Genomic DNA, 22852 nt, shown 5'->3' on the forward strand with positions numbered 1-22852 from the left:
CGGTGCCCCTACCCGATCGAGGAGGCCATGCCCCCGCCTCGCAGAACCCCCAGTACCGGCCCTGAGCCGCCGGGGTCGGCCCCGGCACGCGGCCGGCGCGCCCACGCGGGGCCGCCCGCCGACGAGGACGTCCTCGTGGAGCCGGAACCCCGCGGGACGCCACTGGCGCGCGGGGGAGCCAGGAACCTGCGCCCCCGCACCATCCGGGCGAAGATCGTCTGCCTCCTGATGGTGCCCGTCGTCTCGCTGTTCGCGCTGTGGGCCTACGCCACCGTCAGCACCGCCCAGGACATCGCCCGGATACGGCAGTTGCAGCGCGTCGACGCGTCCGTGCGCGCACCCGTCGTCACGGCCGTGGCCGCACTCCAGTCCGAACGCACCGCCGCCGTCTCGTACGCCACCGAACCCACCGCCGCCCGGAGCGACGCCCTCGACAGGCGCGCCGCGACCACCGACCGCGCGGTCTCCGCCCTGCGCCTCGACGGCCGCGGCACCGTCGCGGACGGCGCGGACCTCCCGCGCGCGGTGGTGGGGCGACTCGACGCGTTCGTCACCGGTGCCGAGCGCCTGCGCGAGGTCCGCGAGGCCGTACAAGAGCGGCGCACCGGCTGGGACGACGCGTACGGGCAGTACACGAAGTCCCTCGACGGCGCCTTCGCGGTCACCGGGGCACTCAGCGGCATCCAGGACTCCGCAGCGGGCTCCGACGCGCGCGTGCTCCTCGAATTCGGCCGCTCCACCGAGATGCTCGCCCGCGAGGACGCGGTCCTGGCCGGTGCGCGCCTCGCGGACTCCCTGGACGGCGAGCGGCTGCGGCTGTTCACCGGCGCGGTCGAGACCCGCAGGACGCTGCTCGACGCAGCCGCGAACGATCTGCGCGGCCCCGAACGCGCCGCGTGGAAGCACCTGGCGGCGAGCCGCGCCTACGGCGACGTACGCGCCGTCGAGGACCGCACCCTGATCGCGGAACCGGGCGCGAAGGCGCTCGCCGCGGCCTCCGACGACAACTGGGGCACCGCGTACGCGACCGTGCGGGACCAACTGCGGGTCATCGAGACGGATGCCGCCCGCGGCGCAGCGGACCGCGCCGACCCGCTGGCCCGCGGACTGCTCACCCCGGCGGGCGCGGCCGTCCTGTTCGGACTCCTCGCCGTGGTGGCCTCCCTGGTGATCTCCGTACGCATCGGCCGCGGCCTCGTCGTCGAACTGGTCGGTCTGCGCAACACCGCCCTGGAGATCGCCCGCCGCAAACTGCCCGACACCATGCGCAGGTTGCGGGCGGGCGAGGAGATCGACGTGGCGGCCGAAGCGCCCCAGGGGCCGCCCGCCGAGGACGAGACGGGCCAGGTGTCCGAGGCACTCGCCACCGTGCACCGTGCGGCCCTGCACGCCGCCGTGGAGCGTGCCGAACTCGCCAGCGGCATCTCCGGGGTCTTCGTCAACCTCGCCCGCCGCAGCCAGGTCCTCGTCCACCGCCAACTCGGTCTCCTGGACAGCATGGAGCGCCGCGCCGACGACCCCAGCGAACTCAGCGACCTGTTCCGCCTCGACCACCTCACCACGCGGATGCGCCGCCACGCGGAGAGCCTGATCATCCTCTCCGGGGCCGCCCCTGGCCGTGCCTGGCGGCAACCCGTGCCGCTGACCAACGTCGTACGGGCCGCGGTCTCCGAAATCGAGGACTACGCGCGCGTGGAGGTGCGCCACCTCTCCGCGGCCCAGGTGACGGGCACCGCCGTCGCCGACCTCACCCACCTGCTGGCCGAACTCGTCGAGAACGCCGCGCAGTTCTCGCCGCCGCACACCAAGGTGCGCATCAGCGGCGAGCTCGTCGGCAACGGATACGCGATCGAGATCGAGGACCGCGGCCTCGGCATGGGCAAGGAAACCCTCGTCGAGGCGAACCAGCGCATCGAACACTCGGAGACCCTCGATCTGTTCGACAGCGACCAGTTGGGCCTCTTCGTGGTGAGCAGGCTCGCCGCTCGCCACGACATCAAGGTGCACCTGCGCACGTCCCCGTACGGGGGCACCACCGCCGTCGTCCTCCTGCCCACCGCCTTGCTGCACAAGGACGGCGAGATCGGACCGGGCGCGCACGACGCGACCCCACCCTCCCCGGAAGAGCGCCGCTACGCGCGCGTGCCCGAGCCCGAAGCGGCGCCGATGAACGACACGCCCCACGTCCCCGCACCGACTCCCCGCCCAGCGCTCGCGCCCTCTGCGGAGCCCGAGCAGCCGCAGCACCCGCCGGGAGTCACCGCCCTGCGGCTGCGCACACCGCCGGAGCCCGGACCCGAGCGACCCACGGCGAGCCCGCACGACGAGGCCGCGCCCCCCGACGGCCTCCCGCGCCGCGTACGGCAGGCCAACCTCGCGCCCCAACTGCGGGAGCGCCCCGCCGAAACGACGACCCCCGCGCGCGTGCCCGCACCGGACGAGCGCACCCCCGAACAGGTCCGGGCCCGGATGACCTCCTTCCGGGACGGTTGGGCCAGAGGCGGTGGCCGCCCGCCCGGCCACCACACCAGCGAAGGAGACCCCGCATGATCAAGGAACCGAGCACCACGGGCACGGCCCGCGGTTCCGGTGAACTCGACTGGCTCCTCGACGACTTGGTGCTTCGAGTGCCCGAACTGCGGCATGCCGTGATCCTCTCCAACGACGGCCTCGCGATCGGTGGCTCCAGCGGCCTGGCCCGCGAGGACGCCGAACACCTCTCGGCCGTCGCCTCCGGCTTCAACAGCCTCGCCAAGGGCACGGGACGGCACTTCGGAACCGGCGCGGTGCGGCAGACCATGGTCGAGATGGATGAAGGTTTCCTCTTCGTGGCCGCCGCCGGCGACGGCTCCTGCCTCGCCGTCCTGAGCACCGCCACCGCCGACATCGGGCTGATCGCCTACGAGATGGCGCGCATGGTCAAAAGGGTCGGCGAACATCTCCGCACGGCTCCGAGATCCGCCGCGCAACCGCCCGCCGCGGGCTGACGGGCACGGTCGCACATGCACGACGACGACCCCGGCAGCCAGTGGTTCGACCAAGAGGCGGGCCCCTTGGTCCGCCCCTACGCGATGACCGGCGGCCGGACCGCGCCGGGCCCCCAGGGAGCGCGCTTCGACCTGATCGCCCTGGTGTCGCTCGACACCGCGGCGCCCGGCGCCCACGAGGACACCACCCTCGGCCCCGAACACCGGTCGATCATCGAGCTGTGCCGCACGGAGACGCAGACGGTCGCCGAACTCGCCGCGAGCACCGACGTGCCCGTGGGGGTGATCCGCGTACTCCTCGGCGACCTGCTCGAACTGGCCTGTGTGCAGGTCAGCAGGCCGGTGCCGCCCACACAGCTACCCGACGAGAAGATCCTGAGAGAAGTCATCGATGGACTCCGAGCACTCTGAGCCCCCGGCCTCCGGCAGCACCGCCCTGGCCCTGAAGATCCTGGTCGCGGGCGGATTCGGGGTGGGCAAGACCACCCTGGTCGGCGCCGTCAGCGAGATCAGGCCGCTGCGCACCGAGGAACAGCTCAGCGAAGCCGGCCGCCATGTGGACGACATCGGGGCGGTGGAACGCAAGACGACCACGACGGTCGCCATGGACTTCGGCCGCATCACCATCCGGTCGGGCCTGTCGCTGTACTTGTTCGGCACCCCGGGCCAGGACCGCTTCTGGTTCCTGTGGGACGAGCTCTCGCAGGGCTCCCTCGGCGCCGTCGTCCTCGCGGACACCCGGCGACTGGAGGACTGCTTCCCCGCAGTGGACTACTTCGAGCACCGGGGCATCCCGTTCGTCGTGGCGGTGAACTGCTTCGCCGGCAGCAAGGCCTTCGAAGCGCGGCACGTGGCCCGCGCCCTGGACCTCGACGACGGCACCCCCGTGGTGCTGTGCGACGCGCGCGAGCGCGACTCGGGCAAGGAGGTGCTGATCAGACTGGTCGAGTACGCCGGGCGCATGCACTCCGCCCGGCTCCTCGACTCGGTGGGCTGACGCCCCGGGCGGCGGTTCAGCCGGTCATGTCGCCCAGCGCCACGACCTTCTCGACACGGACGCGGACGACGAGTTCGCCCGGCACCCCGTTGCGCCGACCGAATTCCTCGGCGCGCTCCGCGCCCATGTAGCGGGCGCCGATCCGAGTGGCCGAATCCAGCAACTCCTCAGGGTCCTCACTGAGCTCGGCGCGCCCCTGGATCGACACGAACGAGAAGGGCGGCCGCTCGTCGTCCACACACAGCGCCACCCGCCCGTCCCGTGCGAGATTGCGGCCTTTGACCGTGTCCTTACCGGTGTTGAACACGATGTCGTCGCCGTCGAGAACGAACCAGACGGGGGCGATGTGCGGGCTCCCGTCGGCCCGCACGGTCGACAACTTGGCGGTGTGCGTGCCCTCGGAGACGAAGGCCTTCCATTGTTCATCGGTCATCTTGTGTGCCATGCGCCCATCCTCCTTGCCGGGACGCCGACCGTGGGGAAGGCTTGCGAGTCGGGTCGTCCGGGCAGGGGAGCGCGTTCCGCCCGGACGGAGAGTCACAGGGGAAGCGGGGACAGGGGACCATGGGGCACCAGTACGAACGGCTCGGTTGGCTGCTGGACGATCTGACGCAGCGCGTCGAACATGTCCGGCACGCCCTGATCCTGTCCAACGACGGGCTGGTGACCGGGGCGAGCACGGGCCTGCGCCGCGAGGACGCCGATCACCTCGCCGCGGTCTCGTCCGGGCTGCACAGCCTCGCCAAGGGATCCGGCCGGCACTTCGGGGCCGGCGGAGTGCGCCAGACCATGGTCGAGTTCGACGACGCGGTGCTCTTCGTCACCGCAGCGGGCGACGGCAGCTGCCTCTGCGTCCTGAGCGCGGCCGAGGCCGACATCGGTCAGGTCGCGTACGAGATGACGCTGCTGGTGCACCGGGTCGGCGAACACCTCACGGTCGGTGTGCGCAATCCGGAGCGAAGCCCGAGAGCGGATCTCTGAGCGGACCGCTCGACGGATCTCTTCCCGGAGTGCAGGGCACCCCTTTGAGCTGCGGAGATTCGTGGATTCGGGTGGTTGTCCACAGGCTTGCGCGGCGCGGGGCGATCCGGGCTACGGTTCTCTCGATCGGTCACGGACAGTGACCGCTCCTCATGGGAACGACCCATGGGAGGACGGGGGAGAACCATCGTGCAAGGCGACATCATGACCAGGCCCCAGAGCAGCGCGGCACGCGAACTGGGTCTCAAACGCGGCGAGTTCGACCTCGCCGTCCGACTGGGCCGCATCCGCACCGTACCGGCGCCCGGCGGTGGACGCCGCCGGGTCCGACGCGAGGAGATCGAGCGGATCCGTGAGGCGGAGGGCTTCCCGGAGACGCTGCGCGAGCAGGTCCGGGTCGTGGGCACGGCCGAGGGCGCCGAGCTCCTCGCCGTCCCGGCGACCCGCTTCACCCGCCTCGCGCGCGCCGGAATGCTCACGCCCGCGGACTTCTACGTGAACCGGTACCGCACCGTGGTGTGGCGGTACCTCGCCCAGGAGCTGCGGGAGTTCGCGGCCGCACCGGTCAACGCGCCGCTTCTGACGGGCCGGGCGCCGGACAAGATGCGCGCCCGGCTTCAGGCGGGCGAGGACCTGCGGCCGAAGAACTGGCGGGCCCGGCACGCCGGACATCTGCTCGGCCAGGCCGACGGTCCGTGGGAGCGCGCGGCCGCCGTCGCCACGCTCCTGGACCCGACCCAGCTCGCGGAACTGGTCGAGAGCCCGTACGAGCGTGCCCACCTGCAACGGCTGCGCCCCGAGGAGTTCTGGCACGGCGCGCCGGATTCGCCGAGCACCGCGGTGGCCCAGCGCATCCTCGTCGCCGACGATCCGAACGAGCTCAGTTGGCTGCGCGGAAACCTGCTGCTCAACATGGAACAGGCGCGCAGGCACCGCCCGGCGCCGCGACCCACGGCGCACGGGGAGTCCGAGCCCGCGCGACCGGACGCCGTGCCCGAGCCCGCGCGGCCCCAGTCACGGAGCCTGTGGTCGCGCCTCGTCGGCAGAGGCGCCTGACCCGCCACGCCAGACCGGGCCGACTGCCCGTCAGCCCTCCAGCTTGCGGAACAGCCCCTCCTGGACCACGGAGACCAGCAGCCGTCCCTCGGTGTCGTAGATCCGGCCACGGGCGAGACCCCGGCCACCCGTCGCGATCGGCGACTCCTGGTCGTACAGGAACCACTCATCGGCACGGAAAGGACGGTGGAACCACATGGCGTGGTCGAGCGAGGCCATGTCGAAGCCGCGCGGCCCCCACAGCGGCTCGACCGGCAGCCGCACCGCGTCGAGGAGCGTCATGTCGCTCGCGTAGGTGAGCGCGCAGGTGTGCACCAACGGATCGTCGCCGAGGGGGCCCACGGCGCGCATCCACACGGCGCTGCGCGGCTCGGCCGACTCGATGTCCTCCGGGGACCAGCGCAGCCGGTCCACGTAGCGGATGTCGAAGGGCTGACGGCGGGCCATCCGCTCCAACGCGTCGGGCAGCGCGCCCAGATGACCCCGCACCTCGTCGGCGATCGTCGGCAGCGACTCCGGGTCCGGCACCTGCCGGGCCGGCGGCAACTGGTGCTCGAAGGCACCCTCTTCGGGCTTGTGGAAGGAGGCGGTGAGATTGAAGATCGTGCGCCCCTGCTGCACGGCGGTGACCCGCCGGGTGGTGAACGAGCGCCCGTCGCGCATCCGCTCGACCTGGTACACGATCGGCACGCCCGGACGGCCCGGACGGATGAAGTACGCGTGCAGCGAGTGCACGGGGCGGTCGCCCTCGGTGGTGCGGCCGGCCGCGACCAGGGCCTGCCCCGCGACCTGCCCGCCGAAGACGCGCTGGAGGGACTCGTCCGGGCTGAGTCCGCGGAAGATGTTGACCTCGATCTGCTCCAGGTCGAGCAGGTCGACGAGCTTCTCCGCAGGATTCGTCATGGGTGGTTCTCTCTCGTGTGTGCGGCGGGAGGACCCCGGCGCGGGGGCGGGGCCGGACCGTATCGCCCGGCCCGTCCGGTATCTACAGCTGACCGACGTCCGTGACCCGGATGACGGCACGGCCCTCGGCGTCGGAGGCCGCGAGGTCGACCTCGGCGCTGATGCCCCAGTCGTGGTCGCCGTTGGGGTCGGCGAAGGTCTGGCGCACCTTCCACAGGCCGTGCTCCGGATCCTCCTCGATCATGAGCAGCTTGGGCCCGCGCGCGTCGGGGCCGGTGCCGAGGTCCTCGTACTCGTCCCAGTACTTGTCCATCGCCTCGCCCCAGGCGTCCTCGTCCCAGCCCGATTCGGCGTCCATCCCGCCGAGCTCCTCGACGTTGTCGAGCGCCGCGAGTTCGACGCGGCGGAACATGGCGTTGCGGACGAGGACGCGGAACGCGCGGGCGTTCGCCGTGACCGGCTTGACCTGGTCGGCCTTCTCCTGGGCCTCCTCGGCGGTCATCTCCGCCGGGTTGGCGAGCTGCTCCCACTCGTCCAGCAGGCTGGAGTCGACCTGGCGCACCATCTCGCCCAGCCAGGCGATCAGGTCCTCCAGGTCCTCCGACTTGAGGTCGTCGGGCACCGTGTGGTCGAGCGTCTTGTAGGCGCTCGCCAGGTAGCGAAGGACGATGCCCTCGGTGCGGGCGAGCTCGTAGAAGGACACGAACTCCGTGAAGGACATGGCGCGTTCGTACATGTCGCGGATCACGGACTTCGGCGACAGCGGGTGGTCGCCGACCCACGGGTGGCTCGTGCGGTACGTGTCGTACGCGTGGAACAGCAGCTCCTCCAGGGGCTTGGGGTAGCTGATGTCCTGGAGGCGCTCCATGCGCTCCTCGTACTCGACCCCGTCCGCCTTCATCAGCGCGACCGCCTCGCCCCGCGCCTTGTTCTGCTGGGCGTGCAGGATCTGCCGCGGGTCGTCGAGCGTGGACTCCACGACGGACACCATGTCGAGGGCGTACGACGGCGACTCCTGGTCGAGCAGGTCGAACGCGGCGAGGGCGAACGTCGACAGCGGCTGGTTCAGCGCGAAGTCCTGCTGAAGGTCCACGGTGAGGCGCACGATGCGCCCGGTCGCGTCCGGCGTGTCCAGCTTCTCGACGATGCCGCCGTCGAGCAGCGAACGGTAGATCGCGATGGCACGGCGGATGTGCCGCAGCTGCTGCTTGCGCGGCTCGTGGTTGTCCTCCAGGAGGTGCCTCATCGCCTCGAAGGCATTGCCCGGCCGGGCGATGACCGACAGGAGCATCGTGTGCGTCACCCGGAAGCGGGAGGTGAGCGGCTCCGGGTCGGAGGCGATCAGCTTCTCGAAGGTGCTCTCCGACCACGCGACGAAGCCCTCGGGGGCCTTCTTGCGGACGACCTTGCGGCGCTTCTTGGCGTCGTCGCCGGCCTTCGCGAGCGCCTTCTCGTTCTCGATGACGTGCTCGGGCGCCTGCGCCACCACGAAGCCCGCCGTGTCGAACCCGGCGCGCCCGGCCCGCCCCGCGATCTGGTGGAACTCACGGGCGCGCAGCGTGCGTACCCGTGTGCCGTCGTACTTGGTGAGCGCCGTGAACAGCACCGTACGGATGGGCACGTTGACGCCGACGCCGAGCGTGTCGGTGCCGCAGATGACCTTCAACAGGCCCGCCTGCGCGAGCTTCTCCACCAGGCGGCGGTACTTCGGCAGCATGCCGGCGTGGTGCACACCGATGCCGTGCCGTACGTAACGGGACAGGTTGCGGCCGAACTTGGTGGTGAACCGGAAGTTGCCGATCAGCTCGGCGATCTTGTCCTTCTCCTCGCGCGAGCACATGTTGATGCTCATCAGTGCCTGCGCGCGCTCGACGGCCTGCGCCTGCGTGAAGTGCACGATGTAGACGGGCGCCTGCTTCGTCTCCAGCAGCTCCGTCAGCGTCTCGGTGAGCGGCGTGAGCCGGTACTCGTACGACAGCGGCACGGGGCGCGTCGCCGAGCGGACCACCGACGTGGTCCGGCCGGTGCGGCGCGTCAGGTCCTTCTCGAACATGGAGACGTCGCCGAGCGTCGCCGACATCAGGATGAACTGGGCCTGCGGCAGCTCGAGCAGCGGAATCTGCCAGGCCCAGCCGCGGTCCCCCTCCGCGTAGAAGTGGAACTCGTCCATCACGACCTGGCCGATGTCGGCCTGGGCGCCGTCACGCAGCGCGATCGACGCGAGGACCTCGGCGGTGCAGCAGATCACGGGCGCGTCCGCGTTCACGGACGCGTCGCCGGTCAGCATGCCGACGTTCTCGGTGCCGAAGAGCTTGCACAGCTCGAAGAACTTCTCGGACACCAGCGCCTTGATCGGCGCCGTGTAGAAGGTGACCTCGTCCCGCGCGAGCGCGGCGAAGTGCGCACCCGCGGCGATCATGCTCTTGCCGGACCCGGTGGGCGTCGACACGATCACGTTCGCGCCCGACACCACCTCGATCAGCGCCTCCTCCTGGTGGGGATAGAGGGTGAGCCCACGCTCCTCGGCCCACGATTCGAAAGCGTCGTAGAGGGCGTCCGGGTCTGCGGTCTGCGGGAGCTGATCGATAAGGGTCACGCACCCATCTTGCCTGCCTTCTGGCTTGTTCCGGCAATCGGATGCCCGTACGAAGATCACGAAGGCTACGCTGGGTCGCCGACGGGGCGTCAGGACGTGCGCGGCCCTCGTGGGGCAACTCGGCGCAGGCACAAGGGACATGTCGGTACATCGCGCGCGACCGGCACAGCAGAAACAGGGGCGGAATACAGCCATGATGGGACCGGCACACTCGCTGTCAGGAGCGGCGGCCTGGCTGGGGGTGGGAGCGGCGACAACGGCGGCCGGGTACCCGATGCCGTGGCCGGTCCTCCTCGTCGGAGCGTTGATCTGCGCGGGCGCCGCGCTCGCCCCCGACCTCGACCACAAATCCGCGACCATCTCGGGCGCCTTCGGACCGATCTCCCGCTGGCTCTGCGAGATCGTCGACAAACTCTCCTACGCCGTCTACAAGGCGACCCGCAAGCAGGGCGACCCCCGGCGCTCGGGCGGCCACCGCACGCTCACCCATACGTGGGTCTGGGCGGTCCTCATCGGGGCGGGCGCCTCGGCGCTGGCGATCTTCGGCGGCCGCTGGGCCGTCCTCGGGATCCTCTTCGTGCACATGGTGCTGGCCATCGAGGGTCTGCTGTGGCGGGCGGCCCGCGGTCACAGCAGCGATCTCCTGGTGTGGCTGCTCGCGGCGACCAGCGCGTGGATCCTCGCGGGCGTCCTGGACCAGCCGGGCAACGGCTCGGACTGGCTGTTCACGGACCCCGGCCAGGAGTACCTGTGGCTGGGCCTGCCGATCGTCCTCGGCGCCCTGGTGCACGACATCGGGGACGCGCTCACCGTCTCGGGCTGCCCGATCCTGTGGCCCATCCCGATCGGCCGCAAGCGCTGGTACCCGCTCGGGCCGCCGAAGCCGATGCGGTTCCGGGCCGGCAGCTGGGTCGAGCTCAAGGTCCTCATGCCGGTGTTCATGCTGGCGGGCGGCGTGGGCTGCGCGTCCGCACTGGGCTTCATCTGACCGCTCGGCCGCCCGTCCCCCGCGGGGAGTCGGCCGTCCTCGGCCGCGGACGACCGCGACGGCGGCACCGGCCGGGAGCCGCCCCGAGAGGGCAGCTCCCGACCGACGCCGGCCGTGCGTCACCCGTGCCAGGACCGCCAGAGCGCCGCGTACGCCCCGTCGGCCGCCACCAGGTCGTCGTGGCTGCCGAGCTCCCGGATCCGGCCGTCCTCGACCACGGCGATCACGTCCGCGTCGTGCGCGGTGTGCAGCCGGTGAGCGATGGCCACGACCGTGCGACCGTCGAGGACCCGGCCGAGCGAGCGCTCCAGGTTGCGGGCCGCGCGCGGGTCGAGCAGCGAGGTCGCCTCGTCCAGGACCAGCGTGTGCGGGTCGGCCAGGACCAGCCGGGCCAGCGCGATCTGCTGGGCCTGCGCCGGGGTGAGCGCCGTGCCGCCCGAGCCGACCTCCGTGTCGAGCCCTTCGCTCAGGCCGCGGGCCCACCCGTCGGCGTCGACCGCGCCGAGCGCGGCCCACAGCTCGGCGTCCTCGGCCCCGGTGCGGGCCAGGCGCAGGTTGTCGCGCAGGGAGCCCACGAAGACGTGATGCTCCTGGTTGACCAGCGCCACGTGCGAGCGCACCCGCTCCGCCTGCATCCGGGAGAGCTCCGCGCCGCCCAGCGTGACCTGCCCCGTGCGCGGCGCGTAGATCCCGGCGAGCAGCCGCCCGAGCGTCGACTTTCCGGCGCCCGACGGGCCCACCAGCGCGAGCCGGGTCCCGGGCGCGACCTCCAGGGACACCTTGCGCAGCACGTCGACGCCCTCCCGGTACCCGAAGTGCACGCCGTCCGCCTGCACGTCACGCCCCTCGGGCCGCACGGAGGCGTCCCCGGCGGCCGGTTCGATGTCCCGCACCCCGACCAGCCGGGCCAGGGACACCTGGGCGACCTGAAGCTCGTCGTACCAGCGCAGGATCAGCCCGATGGGATCCACCAGCATCTGCGCGATGAGCGCACTCGTGGTCAGCTGCCCCACGTCGATCCAGCCCTTGAGGACGAAGACGCCCCCGACCATCAGCACCGACAGCAGCACGAGGACGTGCACGGTGTTGATCACCGGGAAGAGCACGGAGCGCAGATAGAGGGTGTAGTTCTCCCACGCCGTCCACTCCTTCACGCGCCGCTCCGAGAGCGCCACGCGACGCGCGCCGAGCCGGTGCGCCTCGACGGTCCGCCCCGCGTCCACGGTCTCGGCGAGCGCCGCGGCGACCGCCGCGTAACCGGCGGCCTCCGAGCGGTACGCCGACGGCGCCCGCTTGAAGTACCAGCGGCAGCCGAGCACCAGCACCGGTACCGCGATGAGCAGCGCGGGCGCGAGAGGCGGTGCCGTCACCGCGAGCCCGCCGACGAGCAGCGCCGCCCACACCACACCGATGGACAGCTGGGGCACGGCCTCCCGCATCGCGTTCGCGAGCCGGTCGATGTCCGTCGTGATCCGCGACAACAGATCCCCCGTGCCCGCCCGCTCGAGAACGCCCGGCGGCAGACCGACCGACCGCACCAGGAAGTCCTCGCGCAGATCCGCCAGCATCCGCTCGCCGAGCATCGCCCCGCGCAGCCGCACCTGCCGGATGAACACCGCCTGGATCACCAGGGAGAGCGCGAACAGGCCGATGGTGCGGACCAGTTCACCGCCGCTCAGCGCGCCGATGCCGCCCGGACTGTCGGAGACGTCCTGGACCAGGCCGCCCAGCAGGTACGGACCGGCCATCGACGCGACGACGGCGACCGTGTTCACGCCGATGAGCAGGAGGAACTCGCTGCGGTGGCGCCGGTACAGCTCGCCCACATAGGCGCGGACCGTGGCCGGGGCGCCGACCGGCAGGGTGTTCGCCGTGGTGGGGGCCGCCGGGTCGTAGGCCGGTGGCGCTACGCCGATCATGCCGTCTCCTCGATGTCGATCTCGATGTCGGTGCCGATGCCGGTCGGCCTGCCGCTCCGGCGCGTGCGCGGGGCGGCGTCACCGCCGGACTGTTCCTCCTCGGTCTCCCGCGTGACGACCGCGCGGTACCGGGGCTCGGTGCGCACCAGCTCGCGGTGCTCGCCGACGGCCGCGACCTCGCCCTCGTGCACGAACACCACGCGGTCGGCGCGGTCGAGCACCAGCGGCGACGAGGTCAGCACGACGGTCGTACGACCGTGCCGCAGGGCGCGCAGGCTCTGGGCGATACGGGCCTCGGTGTGCGAGTCGACGGCGGACGTCGGCTCGTCGAGCACCAGCGTCTCGGGATCGGTGACCAAGGACCGGGCGAGGGCAAGCCGTTGGCGCTGGCCGCCCGAGAGCGACCGACCGCGTTCGGTGATGCGGGCGGTCATCGGGTCCTCGTCCAGCGCGGCCTGCGTGAGGGCGTCCAGCACGTCGGAGCACTGGGCGGCGGCCAGCGCCTCGTCGGGCCGCACACCCCCGGAAGCCGGTACGTCGAGGAGTTCGGAGAGGGTGCCGGAGAGCAGCACCGGGTCCTTGTCCTGGACGAGGACGGCCGTACGCGCGACGTCCAGCGGCAGCTCGTCGAGCGGAACCCCGCCGAGCAGGACGGACGGCGCGTCCTTGTCCGCACCCTCGTCGCTGCCGGACGCCGGGTGCCCGCCGAGCCGGTCGGCGAGGCGCCCCGCCAGGTCCGGGTCCCCGCACACCACGGCGGTCAGCCGCCCGGCCGGGGCGAGCAGACCCGTCGCCGGGTCGTACAGATCACCGGTCGGTGCCTCGGCCTCGCGCAGCCCGCCGTCCGGCTCGGTGACCCGTTCCAGCGACAGCACCTTGGCGGCGCGCTGGGCCGACGGCCGGGAGAACGAGTACGCCATGGCGATCTCTTCGAAGTGGCGCAGCGGGTAATTGAGCAGCATCACCCCGCTGTAGACGGTGACCAGTTCGCCGACGGTGATGCGGCCCTCGCGCGCGAGATGGACGCCGTACCAGACGATCGCGATCATCAGCAGACCGGGAAGGAGGACCTGGATCGCGGAGATCAGCGACCACATGCGCGCACTGCGCACGGCGGCCCTGCGCACCTCCTGCGAGGCGCGGCGGTAGCGGTCGAGGAACAGCTCCTCGCCGCCGATACCGCGCAGCACCCGCAGGCCCGCGACCGTGTCCGAGGCGAGCTCGGTGGCGTGTCCCGCCTTCTCCCGCTGGTGGTCCGCGCGCCGGGTGGCGCGGGGCAGCAGGGGAATCACGGCGAGGGCCAGCACCGGCATGCCGAGCGCGACGACGACCCCGAGCGCGGGCTGATAGATCAGGAGCCCGACGCTGGCGAACACGACGGTGAGCGCGGCGGCCGAGAAGCGGGAGAGCGCCTCGACGAACCAGCCGATCTTCTCCACGTCACCCGTGGACACCGCGACGACCTCACCGGCGGCGACCCGCCGGGTCAGCGCCGCGCCGAGCGCCGCGGTCCTGCGGGCGAGCAGCTGCTGGACGCGGGCGGAGGCAGTGATCCAGTTGGTGACGGAGGTGCGGTGCAGCATCGTGTCGCCGACCGCGACGCCGACGCCGAGCAGCACGATCAGCGCGCCCGCCTTGGCGAGCTCGGAGCCGGAGCGGTCGACGACGGCCTGCACGGCGTAACCGACGCCGTACGCGAGGGCGGCGACGGACATGAAGTGGATCAGGCCCCAGACCAGGGACTTGGCCTGCCCGCCGAGCTGGTTCCGGCCGAGCCAGAGCAGGAACCTGGGGCCCGAGCGCGCGTCCGGTACACCTGGGTCTTGATACGGAAGGTCGGAGATCTGCATGACGTCCCAGGGCTCGAAGTGGGGTGGATCGAAGAAGCGGACTCAACGGCAGCAAACCGTGAAAGGTTCGCGTCCCGCGGCGAGCCGAGGCAAACGGTTTTCCGGTGCGGGGCAAAGAATCGGCCCGGATTGTCCGTGCTGATCGAATTCGATCCCGCGGTTCGTGACCTGTGGTGCGACCATGGAACGCATGCGGAGTGCGGGTGTGATCAGGACAGGCGTCGCGATGGCGGCGTGTGGGGTCCTGCTGACGACGGTGGCCGCCTGCGGCGCCGACGGCGGCAGCGGGAAGAAGGCCTCGGGCGGGGCGGAGGCGTCCGGCGGCGCGTCCCGGGGCGCCGAGGCACGCGCCGCGGACCTGAAGCGCATCCCGGACGTGGGCGACCGCTACCAGAAGCAGATCCCGGCCGATGCCCGGCAGGTCGTCGCGGTGTACGGCGACGGCAAGGACGCCGCGGGCTCGACCATCGCGTTCTACACCAAGTCCGGTGACACCTGGAAGAAGCAGCGCAGCTGGTCCGGGCACAACGGCAAGAAGGGCTGGACGACGAACCACCACGAGGGCGACAACCGCAGCCCCGTCGGTGTCTTCACACTCAGCGACGCCGGCGGCGTACTCGCCGATCCGGGCGCGAAACTGCCGTACACGCAGTCGGCGTCGTTCCAGGCGCCGCACTACTGGTCGAAGTCGCACTGGCACGACTTCGACTACGTCGTCGCCATCGACTACAACCGCGCCAAGGGCACCCCGCCCAACGACCCGACCCGGCCGCAGGGCCAGTCCAAGGGCGGCAGCATCTGGCTGCACATGGACCACGGCAGCGGCACCTCGGCGTGCGTGAGCCAGTCGAAGGCGGACATGGAGTACCTGCTCAAGACGCTCGACCCGAAGCGGCACCCGGTCGTCGTGATGGGGGACAAGGCCGAACTCAAGGCCGCCTGAGCCCGGCCCTCTCCACGGTGGCCTACGGCCGGGTCGCCCGCTCCAGCTCCACGAGCACCGAGTAGTAGGAGCGGCCCGTCGCGTGGTCCATGCCGACCTCGCACATCCGGTTCGCCGACAGATGGGCGTCGTACGCGCGGGACGTGACCTCCGCCGCCTCCTTCGCCGTGGCCGACTCGGTCAACTCCTTGTGCAGCATGCCGCGGTCGCCCGCGAAGCCGCAGCAGCCCGCGTCGTCGGGGTGCACCACCTCGTCGGCGCAGGCCTCGGCGACCGCTCTCAACTGGGCGACGTCACCCAGGTGTTCCATGGAGCACGTCGGATGCAGCACGGCCGAGCCGATCGTGCGCTCGACGGTGAGACGGGGCAGCAACTCCTCAGCCGCCCATACGAGGGAGTCCACGATGGTCAGCTCCTCGTGCAACTCCCGGTTGTCGTCGGTGAGATACGGGACGACCTCGTGCGCGATGCCCAGGGTGCAGGAGGAGGCGTCCACGACGAGGGGCAGTCTGCCACCGGCGGTCCAGGCCCAGGCCGCCTCGACGATCCGGTTCGCCATCACCGTGTTGCCCTCGTCGTAGCCCTTGGAGTGCCAGATGGTGGCGCAGCACGTGCCCGCCACGTCGTCCGGGATCCACACCGGCTTGCCCGCGCGCGCGGAGACCGCGACGACGGCCTGCGGCAGCGATACGTCGCCGGGCGTGCCGAAAATGCGGTTCACGCACGCCGGGTAGTAGACGGCCGTGGCGCCCACGCGCGCGGTGCGCGGGAGCTTGCGGGCCGCCGCGGCGGGGATCTCCGGCAGCCATTCGGGCACCAGGTCGGGCCGGATCGCCTTGCGGGCGGCGCCGGTCAGGTTCGTGACCAGCCGGTCGCCGATCTTGTCGGCCGCCGCCACGGCGAGCCGAGCCGAGGCCTCCACGGCCTTGAAGTTCTTCGCGACGAGCGCCGCCGTCCGCTCCTCGCGCGGCGAGTGCCGGGCGTGCCGGAAGCCCTTCATGAACGCCCCCGTGTCGATCCCGACCGGGCAGGCCAGCTTGCACGTCGAGTCACCGGCGCAGGTGTCCACGGCGTCGTACCCGTACGCGTCGATCAGCGCGTCCTCGACCGGGGAACCGGACGGCTGGCGCATCATCTCGCGGCGCAGCACGATCCGCTGGCGCGGTGTCGTCGTCAAGTCCTCGCTGGGGCACGTGGGTTCGCAGAAGCCGCACTCGATGCACGGGTCGGCGATCAGCTCCACCTTGGGGATCGTCTTCAGGCCCCGCAGATGGGCCTTCGGGTCGCGGTCGAGCACGATGCGCGGGGCGAGCACCCCGTCCGGGTCGATGACCTGCTTGGTGCGCCACATCAACTCCGTTGCCTTGGCGCCCCATTCGAGCTCCAGGAACGGGGCGATGTTGCGGCCCGTCGCGTGCTCCGCCTTCAAGGAGCCGTCGAACCGGTCGACCGTGAGGCGACAGAACTCGTCCATGAACGCCGCGTACCGCTCCACGTCCTCCGGCTTCGCCGCGTCGAATGCCAGCAGGAAGTGCAGATTGCCGTGCGCCGCGTGGCCCGCCACCGCGGCGTCGAAGCCGTGCCGCGTCTGGAGTTCGAGCAGCTCCTCGCAGGCCTCCGCGAGCCGCGAGGGAGGGACCGCGAAGTCCTCCGTGATCAGCGTCGTACCCGAGGGCCGCGAGCCGCCGACCGCGGTCACGAACGCCTTGCGGGCCTTCCAGTACCCGGCGATCGTCTTGGCGTCCCGCGTGAACTCGTTGGTCACCGAGGCGACGGGCGCGACCAGATCGAGCCCTTCGAGGGCCTTCGCGGCCGCCTCCTCGTAAGCCGCCTGCCGCTCCTCGTCTGGGGCGCGGAACTCCACGAGCAGCGCCGTCGTCTCCTTGGGCAGCTCGGCCCAGTCCCGCGGCACGCCCTGCACGCTCACCGAGGCGCGCAGCGTGTTGCCGTCCATCAGCTCCACGGCCAGGGCCCCCGCCTCGTTGAAGACGGGCACCGCCGCGGCGGCGGCGGGCAGGGAGGGGAAGAACAGCAGCGCCGTCGACACCCTGCGGTCCAACGGCAGGGTGTCGAAGACGACCTCAGAGATGAACCCGAAGGTGCCCTCCGAGCCGACCATCAGGCCGCGCAGGATCCGCACCGGCGTCTCGCCGTCCAGGAACGAGTCCAGCCGGTACCCGTTCGTGTTCTTGATCTCGTACTTGGCGCGGATCCTGCGCGTGAGCTCGGCATCTGCCTCAATCTCTCGCTTGATCGCCAACAGGCCCTCGCACAGCGCCGGTTCGGCGTGCGCCAGATCCTCGTCCGCGCGCGGATCGCCCGTGTCGACGACCGTGCCGGACGGCAGCACGAAGGTGAGCGAGGAGACCGTCCGGTACGAATTCCGCGTCGTGCCCGCCGTCATCCCCGACGCGTTGTTCGCCACCACGCCGCCCACCGTGCAGGCGATCGCGCTCGCCGGGTCGGGACCGAGCACCCGCCCGTGCCGCGCGAGCGTGGCGTTCGCCCGCACGATCGTGGTGCCGGGGCCGATCCGGGCGCGCGAACCGTCGCCGAGCACCTCGATCCCCGCCCAGAATTTGCGGACGTCGACCAGGATGTCCTCGCCCTGCGCCTGCCCGTTCAACGATGTGCCCGCCGCGCGGAAGACGACCTCGCGGCCCCGTCCGTGTGCGTAGGAGAGCACGGCCGACACGTCGTCGATGTCCTCCGCGACCACCACGACCTGCGGCACGAAGCGGTACGGGCTCGCGTCCGACGCGTAGCGCACCAGATCCGAGACCTTGGTGAGCACCTTGTCCGCGCCGAGCAGCTCCGTCAGCTCCGAGCGCAGCGGCTCGGGCGTGCCACCGGCCTGCCGGTCCGGGACCCGGTCGGGCGCGGGACCCGGGCGGCGGGCTCCGGGACGCAGGGCTTCCGGCTTCGGCTCCAGCAGCGGCATGGCCTCTCCTCGCTCAGCAATCGCGGTCGTGCGGGGATCCGAACAGCGTGTTCAGCAAGACCGTCAGCTGCGCGCGCTGCTCCTTGTCCAATGGGGCCAGGATCTCCTCTGCCGCCGCGCGGCGCGCGCTGCGCAGCTCCCGCAGGGCGGCCCGGCCCTTGTCGGTGAGCTCGATCCGGATGACCCGGCGGTTGGTGGGGTCGGGCACGCGGCGCACCAGATCGGCCGACTCCAGCCCGTCCACGGTGGTCGTCACGGCGCGCGGGACCACTTCGAGGCGCTGCGCCAGATCGGCCATGCGCGGCGGCGTGTCGTAGTGCACCAGCGTGCGCAGCAGCCGGGACTGCGCGGGGGTGATCCCGACCGGCTCCAGCTGGCGCCGCTGTATCCGCTGAAGGCGGCGGGTCAGCCGCAGCAGCTGCTCGGCGAGGAAGCCGTCGGCGTCCGGTGTCTTCATGCCGGGAACATTAGCAGGACCTTGTGCATTGTGAATAGAGGTAACAATGCACTATGCTCCTCAAAGTCGAGCTCGGCTCCTGACCCATGAGGGCCCGCCGAGCTCTCCCCATGCCTAGGAGGCCCATGCCCCGCCCCGAACACATCCCGTGGACGCCGCCCCCCGATGCCGACGCGCCGGGCGAGCCGCGCCAGATCCGCCGCATCCTGTCGCTCTTCCGTCCTTACCGCGGGCGGCTCGCCCTCGTCGGGCTCCTCGTCTGCGCCGCCTCGCTGGTCACGGTCGCCACGCCGTTCCTGCTCAAGGAAATCCTCGACGTCGCGATCCCGCAGGGCCGCACCGGGCTGCTCAGCCTGCTCGCCCTCGGCATGATCGTCAGCGCCGTCGTGACGAGCGTCTTCGGCGTCCTGCAGACGCTGATCTCGACGACCGTCGGCCAGCGCGTCATGCACGATCTGCGCACCGCCGTCTACGGACGGCTGCAGAGCATGTCGCTCGCCTTCTTCACCAAGACCCGCACCGGCGAGGTCCAGTCCCGCATCGCCAACGACATCGGTGGCATGCAGGCGACCGTGACCTCCACCGCGACCTCCCTCGTCTCGAACCTGACGAGTGTCATCGCCACGGTCGTCGCGATGATCGCCCTCGACTGGCGCCTGACGGTCGTCTCCCTGCTTCTGCTGCCGGTTTTCGTGTGGATAAGCCGCCGGGTCGGCCGCGAGCGCAAGAAGATCGCCACGCAGCGCCAGAAGCAGATGGCCGCGATGGCCGCCACGGTCACGGAGTCGCTCTCCGTCAGCGGCATCCTGCTCGGCCGCACCATGGGCCGCGCCGACTCCCTCACCAAGTCCTTCGCCGACGAGTCGGACCAGCTGGTCGGCCTGGAGGTCAGGTCGAACATGGCGGGGCGCTGGCGGATGTCCGTCATCAGCATCGTCATGGCCGCCATGCCCGCCGTCATCTACTGGGCGGCCGGCGTCGCCCTGCAGCTCGGCGGTCCCACCGTCTCCATAGGCACGCTCGTCGCGTTCGTCTCGCTCCAGCAGGGCCTGTTCCGGCCGACCGTGAGCCTGCTCCAGACCGGCGTCCAGATCCAGACCTCGCTCGCCCTGTTCCAGCGCATCTTCGAGTACCTGGACCTGCCGGTCGACATCACCGAGCGCGAGAACGCGGTCCGGCTGGACACCGTCAAGGGCGAGGTCCGCTTCGAGAACGTCGAGTTCCGCTACGACAGCGACGACGAGCGGCAGGATCCGATCCTCGACGGCATCGACCTCACGATCCCCGCGGGCGGCAGCCTCGCCGTCGTCGGCCCCACCGGCTCCGGCAAGTCCACGCTCAGCTATCTGGTGCCGCGGCTGTACGACGTCACGGGCGGGCGCGTCACCCTCGACGGGGTGGACGTGCGCGACCTGGACTTCGACACCCTCGCGCGTGCGATCGGCGTTGTCTCGCAGGAGACGTACCTCTTCCACGCCTCCGTCGCCGAGAACCTGCGGTTCGCCAAGCCGGACGCCACCGACGAGGAGCTGTACGCGGCGGCCCGAGCGGCTCAGATCCACGACCACATAGCCGGGCTGCCCGACGGCTACGACACCGTGGTCGGCGAGCGCGGACACCGCTTCTCCGGCGGCGAGAAGCAGCGCTTGGCCATCGCCCGCACCATCCTGCGCGACCCACCGTTGCTCATCCTCGACGAGGCGACCAGCGCCCTCGACACCCGCACCGAGCACGCGGTGCAACAGGCCATCGACGCGCTCTCGGCCAACCGCACGACGCTGACCATCGCACACCGTCTCTCCACGATCCGCGGCGCCGACCAGATAGTGGTCCTCGACTCCGGGCGAATAGCCGAGCGCGGCACCCACGAGGAGCTGCTCGCGCAGGACGGCCGGTACGCCGCACTGGTGCGACGGGACGCGCGCGTGGAAGCGGCGGCGTAACGGACACGTGGCGACAGGTGGGGCGCAACGGAATCCGTGCGCCCGAGGGCCTCGAACGGGACGTCCGTGAGAACGCTGGGGAGAGAGACCGTGAGGGAGTCGAGGAGGATGAAGAGATGTCAGGAATGGCCTGACGCACGGGTTACCGTTCCGGCATGCAGACCGAGACTCCGCAACGGAGCACGATGCGACTCACGCGCCGAGGGCGCGTCGCCATGACGGTGACCGGGGTTGTCGTGGCGGCCACCGCGGTCGCGGTACCGCTGGCCCTGGCGGGCGACGACGCGGACCAGCTGCTGACGATTCCGGAGGGCTGGCGCTCGGGCCAGGTGTACGCGGCCGTCGACAAGGCGCTCGGCGTCCCCGCCGGCACGACGAAGAAGGCCGCGCCCAAGGCCGACCTCAAGCTGCCGAGCGACGCGGGGGACAACGCGGAGGGTTACCTCTTTCCGGCCACGTATCCCTTGAACGACAAGTCGACTCCGCAGTCGGTCCTGTCGTACATGGTCGAGACGGCCAACAAGAGGTTCGGCGGCCAGGGCACCACGGCGGGAGCCCAGCGCGACGCCGTCAATCCGTACCAGCGGGTCATCATCGCGAGCATCGTGCAGGCCGAGGCGGACAACAAGGAGGACATGGGCAAGGTCGCCCGCGTCATCTACAACCGGCTCGACCACGACATGCCGCTCCAGATGGACTCCACGATCAACTACGCGCTCGGCCGCTCCACGCTGGACACCACCCACGACGACACCCGCATAAAGAGCCCGTACAACACCTACGCGCGCAAGGGGCTGCCGCCCACTCCGATCGGCAACCCGGGGGACGAGGCGATGCGGGCGGCGACCAACCCGACGGAGGGCGACTGGCTGTACTTCGTGACGGTCAAGCACGGGGACACGCGCTTCACGGCGGACATGGACGAGCAGGAGAAGAACGTGCAGGAGTTCAACAAGAACCAGGCGAAAGCCAGGGAAGAAGAGGGCTGAACGAAACTCTTCAGGGGGCTTCAGGGGTGAGGCAAGCGGGCGCCGGGTCGCGCCCTGCCCCTCACGCGGTGACCGATGCGGGGCACACCGGTGCCGGGCGCCTGCCCAGCAGGCGCTGGATGTCGCGCACCGCTGCCCGTCCCGCCCGGTTCGCGCCGATGGTGCTGGCCGACGGGCCGTAGCCGACCAGATGGATCCGCGGGTCGAGGGCCGCGCGCGTGCCCTCCATGCGGATCCCGCCGCCCGGCTCCCGCAGCTTCAGCGGCGACAGGTGCTCGATGGACGCCCTGAACCCGGTGGCCCACAGGATCACGTCGGCCGCCACCTCCTGCCCGTCGTCCCAGGCCACACCCGTCGGGGTGATCCGGTCGAACATGGGGTGCCGGTCGAGGACACCGTTCGCGCGGGCCTCGCGGATCGCGTCGTTCACCGGCAGCCCGGTCACCGACACCACGCTCAGCGGTGCGAGCCCCTCACGTACCCGCTCCTCGACCCTCGCCACGGCGGCCCGCCCTTGCTCCTCGCCGAACGGCCCCTCGCGGAAGACGGGCGGCCGCCGCGTCACCCAGGTCGTCGCGGCGGCGTACGGGGCGATCTCCATCAGGTGCTGTGTCCCGGACGCCCCGCCGCCCACCACCACGACGCGCTGACCCGCGAACTCCTCCGGCCCCGAGTACTGAGCGGTGTGCAGCTGCCGCCCGCGGAAGGTCTCCTGCCCCGGGTAGCGCGGCCAGAACGGCCGGTCCCAGGTGCCGGTCGCGTTGATCAGGGCGCGCGTCGACCAGACGCCGTCCGAGGTCTCGACGAGCAGCCGGCCCCCGTCCCCCTCGCGCACCGCCCGCACGTCGACCGGACGCCGTACGCGCAGGTCGAAGGTCTCCTCGTACGAGGTGAAGTGGGCGGAGACGACCTCCGAGGACGGACGCGTGGGGTCGGCGCCGGTCAGCTCCATGCCGGGCAGCGCGTGCATGCCGTGGACCTTGCCGTAGGTGAGGGAGGGCCACCGGAACTGCCAGGCGCCGCCCGGCCGGGGCGCGTGGTCGAGGACGACGAAGTCCCGCTCGGGCTCGTAGCCCACGCGGCGCAGGTGGTAGGCGGCGGACAGGCCGGCCTGCCCGGCGCCGACGACCACGACGTCGACGTCGACCCCGGCGCCGTGGGCGTGGGTGTCGTCGTCTCGTACCTCGGCACGTACCCCGATGTCGTTCACATTTCTACCAACTCCCTCGGGGCCCGAGAACTTCCCACCCAACCGAACCGACCAGATCCGTCCCGTCCTGACCCGACCCGACTGGCACGGGC

The 22852-nt window shown here is 71.4% G+C and carries 18 protein-coding genes; 10 read left to right on the forward strand and 8 right to left on the reverse strand.

Annotated elements, in window-relative coordinates; all coding sequences use genetic code 11:
• Positions 1-27 precede the first annotated feature (27 nt).
• Genes ACYBSK_RS12840 through ACYBSK_RS12855 form a run of 4 tightly spaced genes read left to right on the forward strand, consistent with a single transcriptional unit; the run spans position 28 to position 3984 of the window.
• Complete coding sequence (locus ACYBSK_RS12840) at positions 28-2550, forward strand: sensor histidine kinase (protein ID WP_460246118.1); 2523 nt, start codon at positions 28-30, stop codon at positions 2548-2550.
• On the forward strand, positions 2547-2987 hold the full coding sequence (locus ACYBSK_RS12845; RefSeq protein ID WP_457477045.1) for a roadblock/LC7 domain-containing protein: 441 nt from the start codon (positions 2547-2549) through the stop codon (positions 2985-2987). The genes ACYBSK_RS12840 and ACYBSK_RS12845 overlap by 4 nt, the downstream gene beginning before the upstream one ends.
• Before the next feature lie 15 nt (positions 2988-3002).
• Positions 3003-3398 carry a DUF742 domain-containing protein gene (locus ACYBSK_RS12850; protein ID WP_460246119.1) on the forward strand — a complete coding sequence of 132 codons (396 nt, stop codon included), beginning with the start codon at positions 3003-3005 and terminating at the stop codon, positions 3396-3398.
• Positions 3379-3984: a GTP-binding protein gene (locus ACYBSK_RS12855; RefSeq protein WP_457477047.1), complete on the forward strand. Its 606-nt coding sequence runs from the start codon at positions 3379-3381 to the stop codon at positions 3982-3984. Before ACYBSK_RS12850 ends, ACYBSK_RS12855 begins: the two co-directional genes overlap by 20 nt.
• 16 nt (positions 3985-4000) lie before the next feature.
• Here the strand turns inward: ACYBSK_RS12855 and ACYBSK_RS12860 are convergent, their stop codons facing one another.
• Positions 4001-4429, reverse strand: coding sequence for a PPOX class F420-dependent oxidoreductase (locus ACYBSK_RS12860; RefSeq protein ID WP_457477048.1), 429 nt, complete (start codon positions 4427-4429; stop codon positions 4001-4003).
• A gap of 119 nt (positions 4430-4548) precedes the next feature.
• On the opposite strand from ACYBSK_RS12860, the gene ACYBSK_RS12865 reads away from it, so the two are divergent.
• The gene (locus ACYBSK_RS12865) at positions 4549-4965 is read left to right on the forward strand and encodes a roadblock/LC7 domain-containing protein (RefSeq protein WP_457477049.1); all 417 of its coding nucleotides are present in this window, start codon (positions 4549-4551) and stop codon (positions 4963-4965) included.
• Positions 4966-5169: 204 nt separating this feature from the next.
• Positions 5170-6021 (forward strand): DUF6397 family protein, encoded by an 852-nt coding sequence (locus tag ACYBSK_RS12870; RefSeq protein ID WP_460246120.1) that lies wholly within the window; start codon positions 5170-5172, stop codon positions 6019-6021.
• 30 nt (positions 6022-6051) lie between these two features.
• Here the strand turns inward: ACYBSK_RS12870 and ACYBSK_RS12875 are convergent, their stop codons facing one another.
• Positions 6052-6924, reverse strand: coding sequence for an acyl-CoA thioesterase (locus ACYBSK_RS12875; protein ID WP_457477051.1), 873 nt, complete (start codon positions 6922-6924; stop codon positions 6052-6054).
• A gap of 82 nt (positions 6925-7006) precedes the next feature.
• Entirely contained in the window at positions 7007-9520 is a 2514-nt protein-coding gene (locus tag ACYBSK_RS12880) for a DEAD/DEAH box helicase (RefSeq protein ID WP_460246121.1), read from the reverse strand.
• Positions 9521-9713: 193 nt separating this feature from the next.
• Here ACYBSK_RS12880 and ACYBSK_RS12885 point away from each other — a divergent pair, with 193 nt between their 5' ends.
• The gene (locus ACYBSK_RS12885; RefSeq protein ID WP_460246122.1) at positions 9714-10508 is read left to right on the forward strand and encodes a metal-dependent hydrolase; all 795 of its coding nucleotides are present in this window, start codon (positions 9714-9716) and stop codon (positions 10506-10508) included.
• Positions 10509-10627: 119 nt separating this feature from the next.
• Here ACYBSK_RS12885 and ACYBSK_RS12890 read toward each other — a convergent pair whose 3' ends face one another.
• Positions 10628-12427: an ABC transporter ATP-binding protein gene (locus tag ACYBSK_RS12890; protein WP_460246123.1), complete on the reverse strand. Its 1800-nt coding sequence runs from the start codon at positions 12425-12427 to the stop codon at positions 10628-10630.
• Positions 12424-14277: an ABC transporter ATP-binding protein gene (locus ACYBSK_RS12895; protein ID WP_460246124.1), complete on the reverse strand. Its 1854-nt coding sequence runs from the start codon at positions 14275-14277 to the stop codon at positions 12424-12426. The genes ACYBSK_RS12890 and ACYBSK_RS12895 overlap by 4 nt, the downstream gene beginning before the upstream one ends.
• 190 nt (positions 14278-14467) lie before the next feature.
• Here ACYBSK_RS12895 and ACYBSK_RS12900 point away from each other — a divergent pair, with 190 nt between their 5' ends.
• Entirely contained in the window at positions 14468-15220 is a 753-nt protein-coding gene (locus ACYBSK_RS12900; RefSeq protein ID WP_460246125.1) for a L,D-transpeptidase family protein, read from the forward strand.
• A gap of 22 nt (positions 15221-15242) precedes the next feature.
• Here ACYBSK_RS12900 and ACYBSK_RS12905 read toward each other — a convergent pair whose 3' ends face one another.
• Both ACYBSK_RS12905 and ACYBSK_RS12910 read right to left on the reverse strand, forming a co-directional pair.
• On the reverse strand, positions 15243-18161 hold the full coding sequence (locus ACYBSK_RS12905; protein ID WP_460246126.1) for an FAD-binding and (Fe-S)-binding domain-containing protein: 2919 nt from the start codon (positions 18159-18161) through the stop codon (positions 15243-15245).
• A gap of 13 nt (positions 18162-18174) precedes the next feature.
• Positions 18175-18618, reverse strand: coding sequence for a MarR family winged helix-turn-helix transcriptional regulator (locus tag ACYBSK_RS12910; RefSeq protein WP_457477058.1), 444 nt, complete (start codon positions 18616-18618; stop codon positions 18175-18177).
• 125 nt (positions 18619-18743) lie between these two features.
• Here ACYBSK_RS12910 and ACYBSK_RS12915 point away from each other — a divergent pair, with 125 nt between their 5' ends.
• Together ACYBSK_RS12915 and mltG are read left to right on the forward strand one after the other, a co-directional pair.
• A complete protein-coding gene (locus tag ACYBSK_RS12915) occupies positions 18744-20561 on the forward strand; it encodes an ABC transporter ATP-binding protein (RefSeq protein ID WP_457477059.1) in 1818 nt (605 codons plus the stop codon).
• Positions 20562-20716: 155 nt separating this feature from the next.
• The gene (mltG, locus tag ACYBSK_RS12920; protein ID WP_460246127.1) at positions 20717-21550 is read left to right on the forward strand and encodes an endolytic transglycosylase MltG; all 834 of its coding nucleotides are present in this window, start codon (positions 20717-20719) and stop codon (positions 21548-21550) included.
• Between the two features lie 61 nt (positions 21551-21611).
• On the opposite strand, the gene ACYBSK_RS12925 is transcribed toward mltG, so the two are convergent.
• Entirely contained in the window at positions 21612-22751 is a 1140-nt protein-coding gene (locus ACYBSK_RS12925) for an NAD(P)-binding domain-containing protein (protein WP_460247013.1), read from the reverse strand.
• Positions 22752-22852: the final 101 nt, after the last annotated feature.

The sequence above is a fragment of the Streptomyces sp. BYX5S genome (assembly GCF_054724165.1).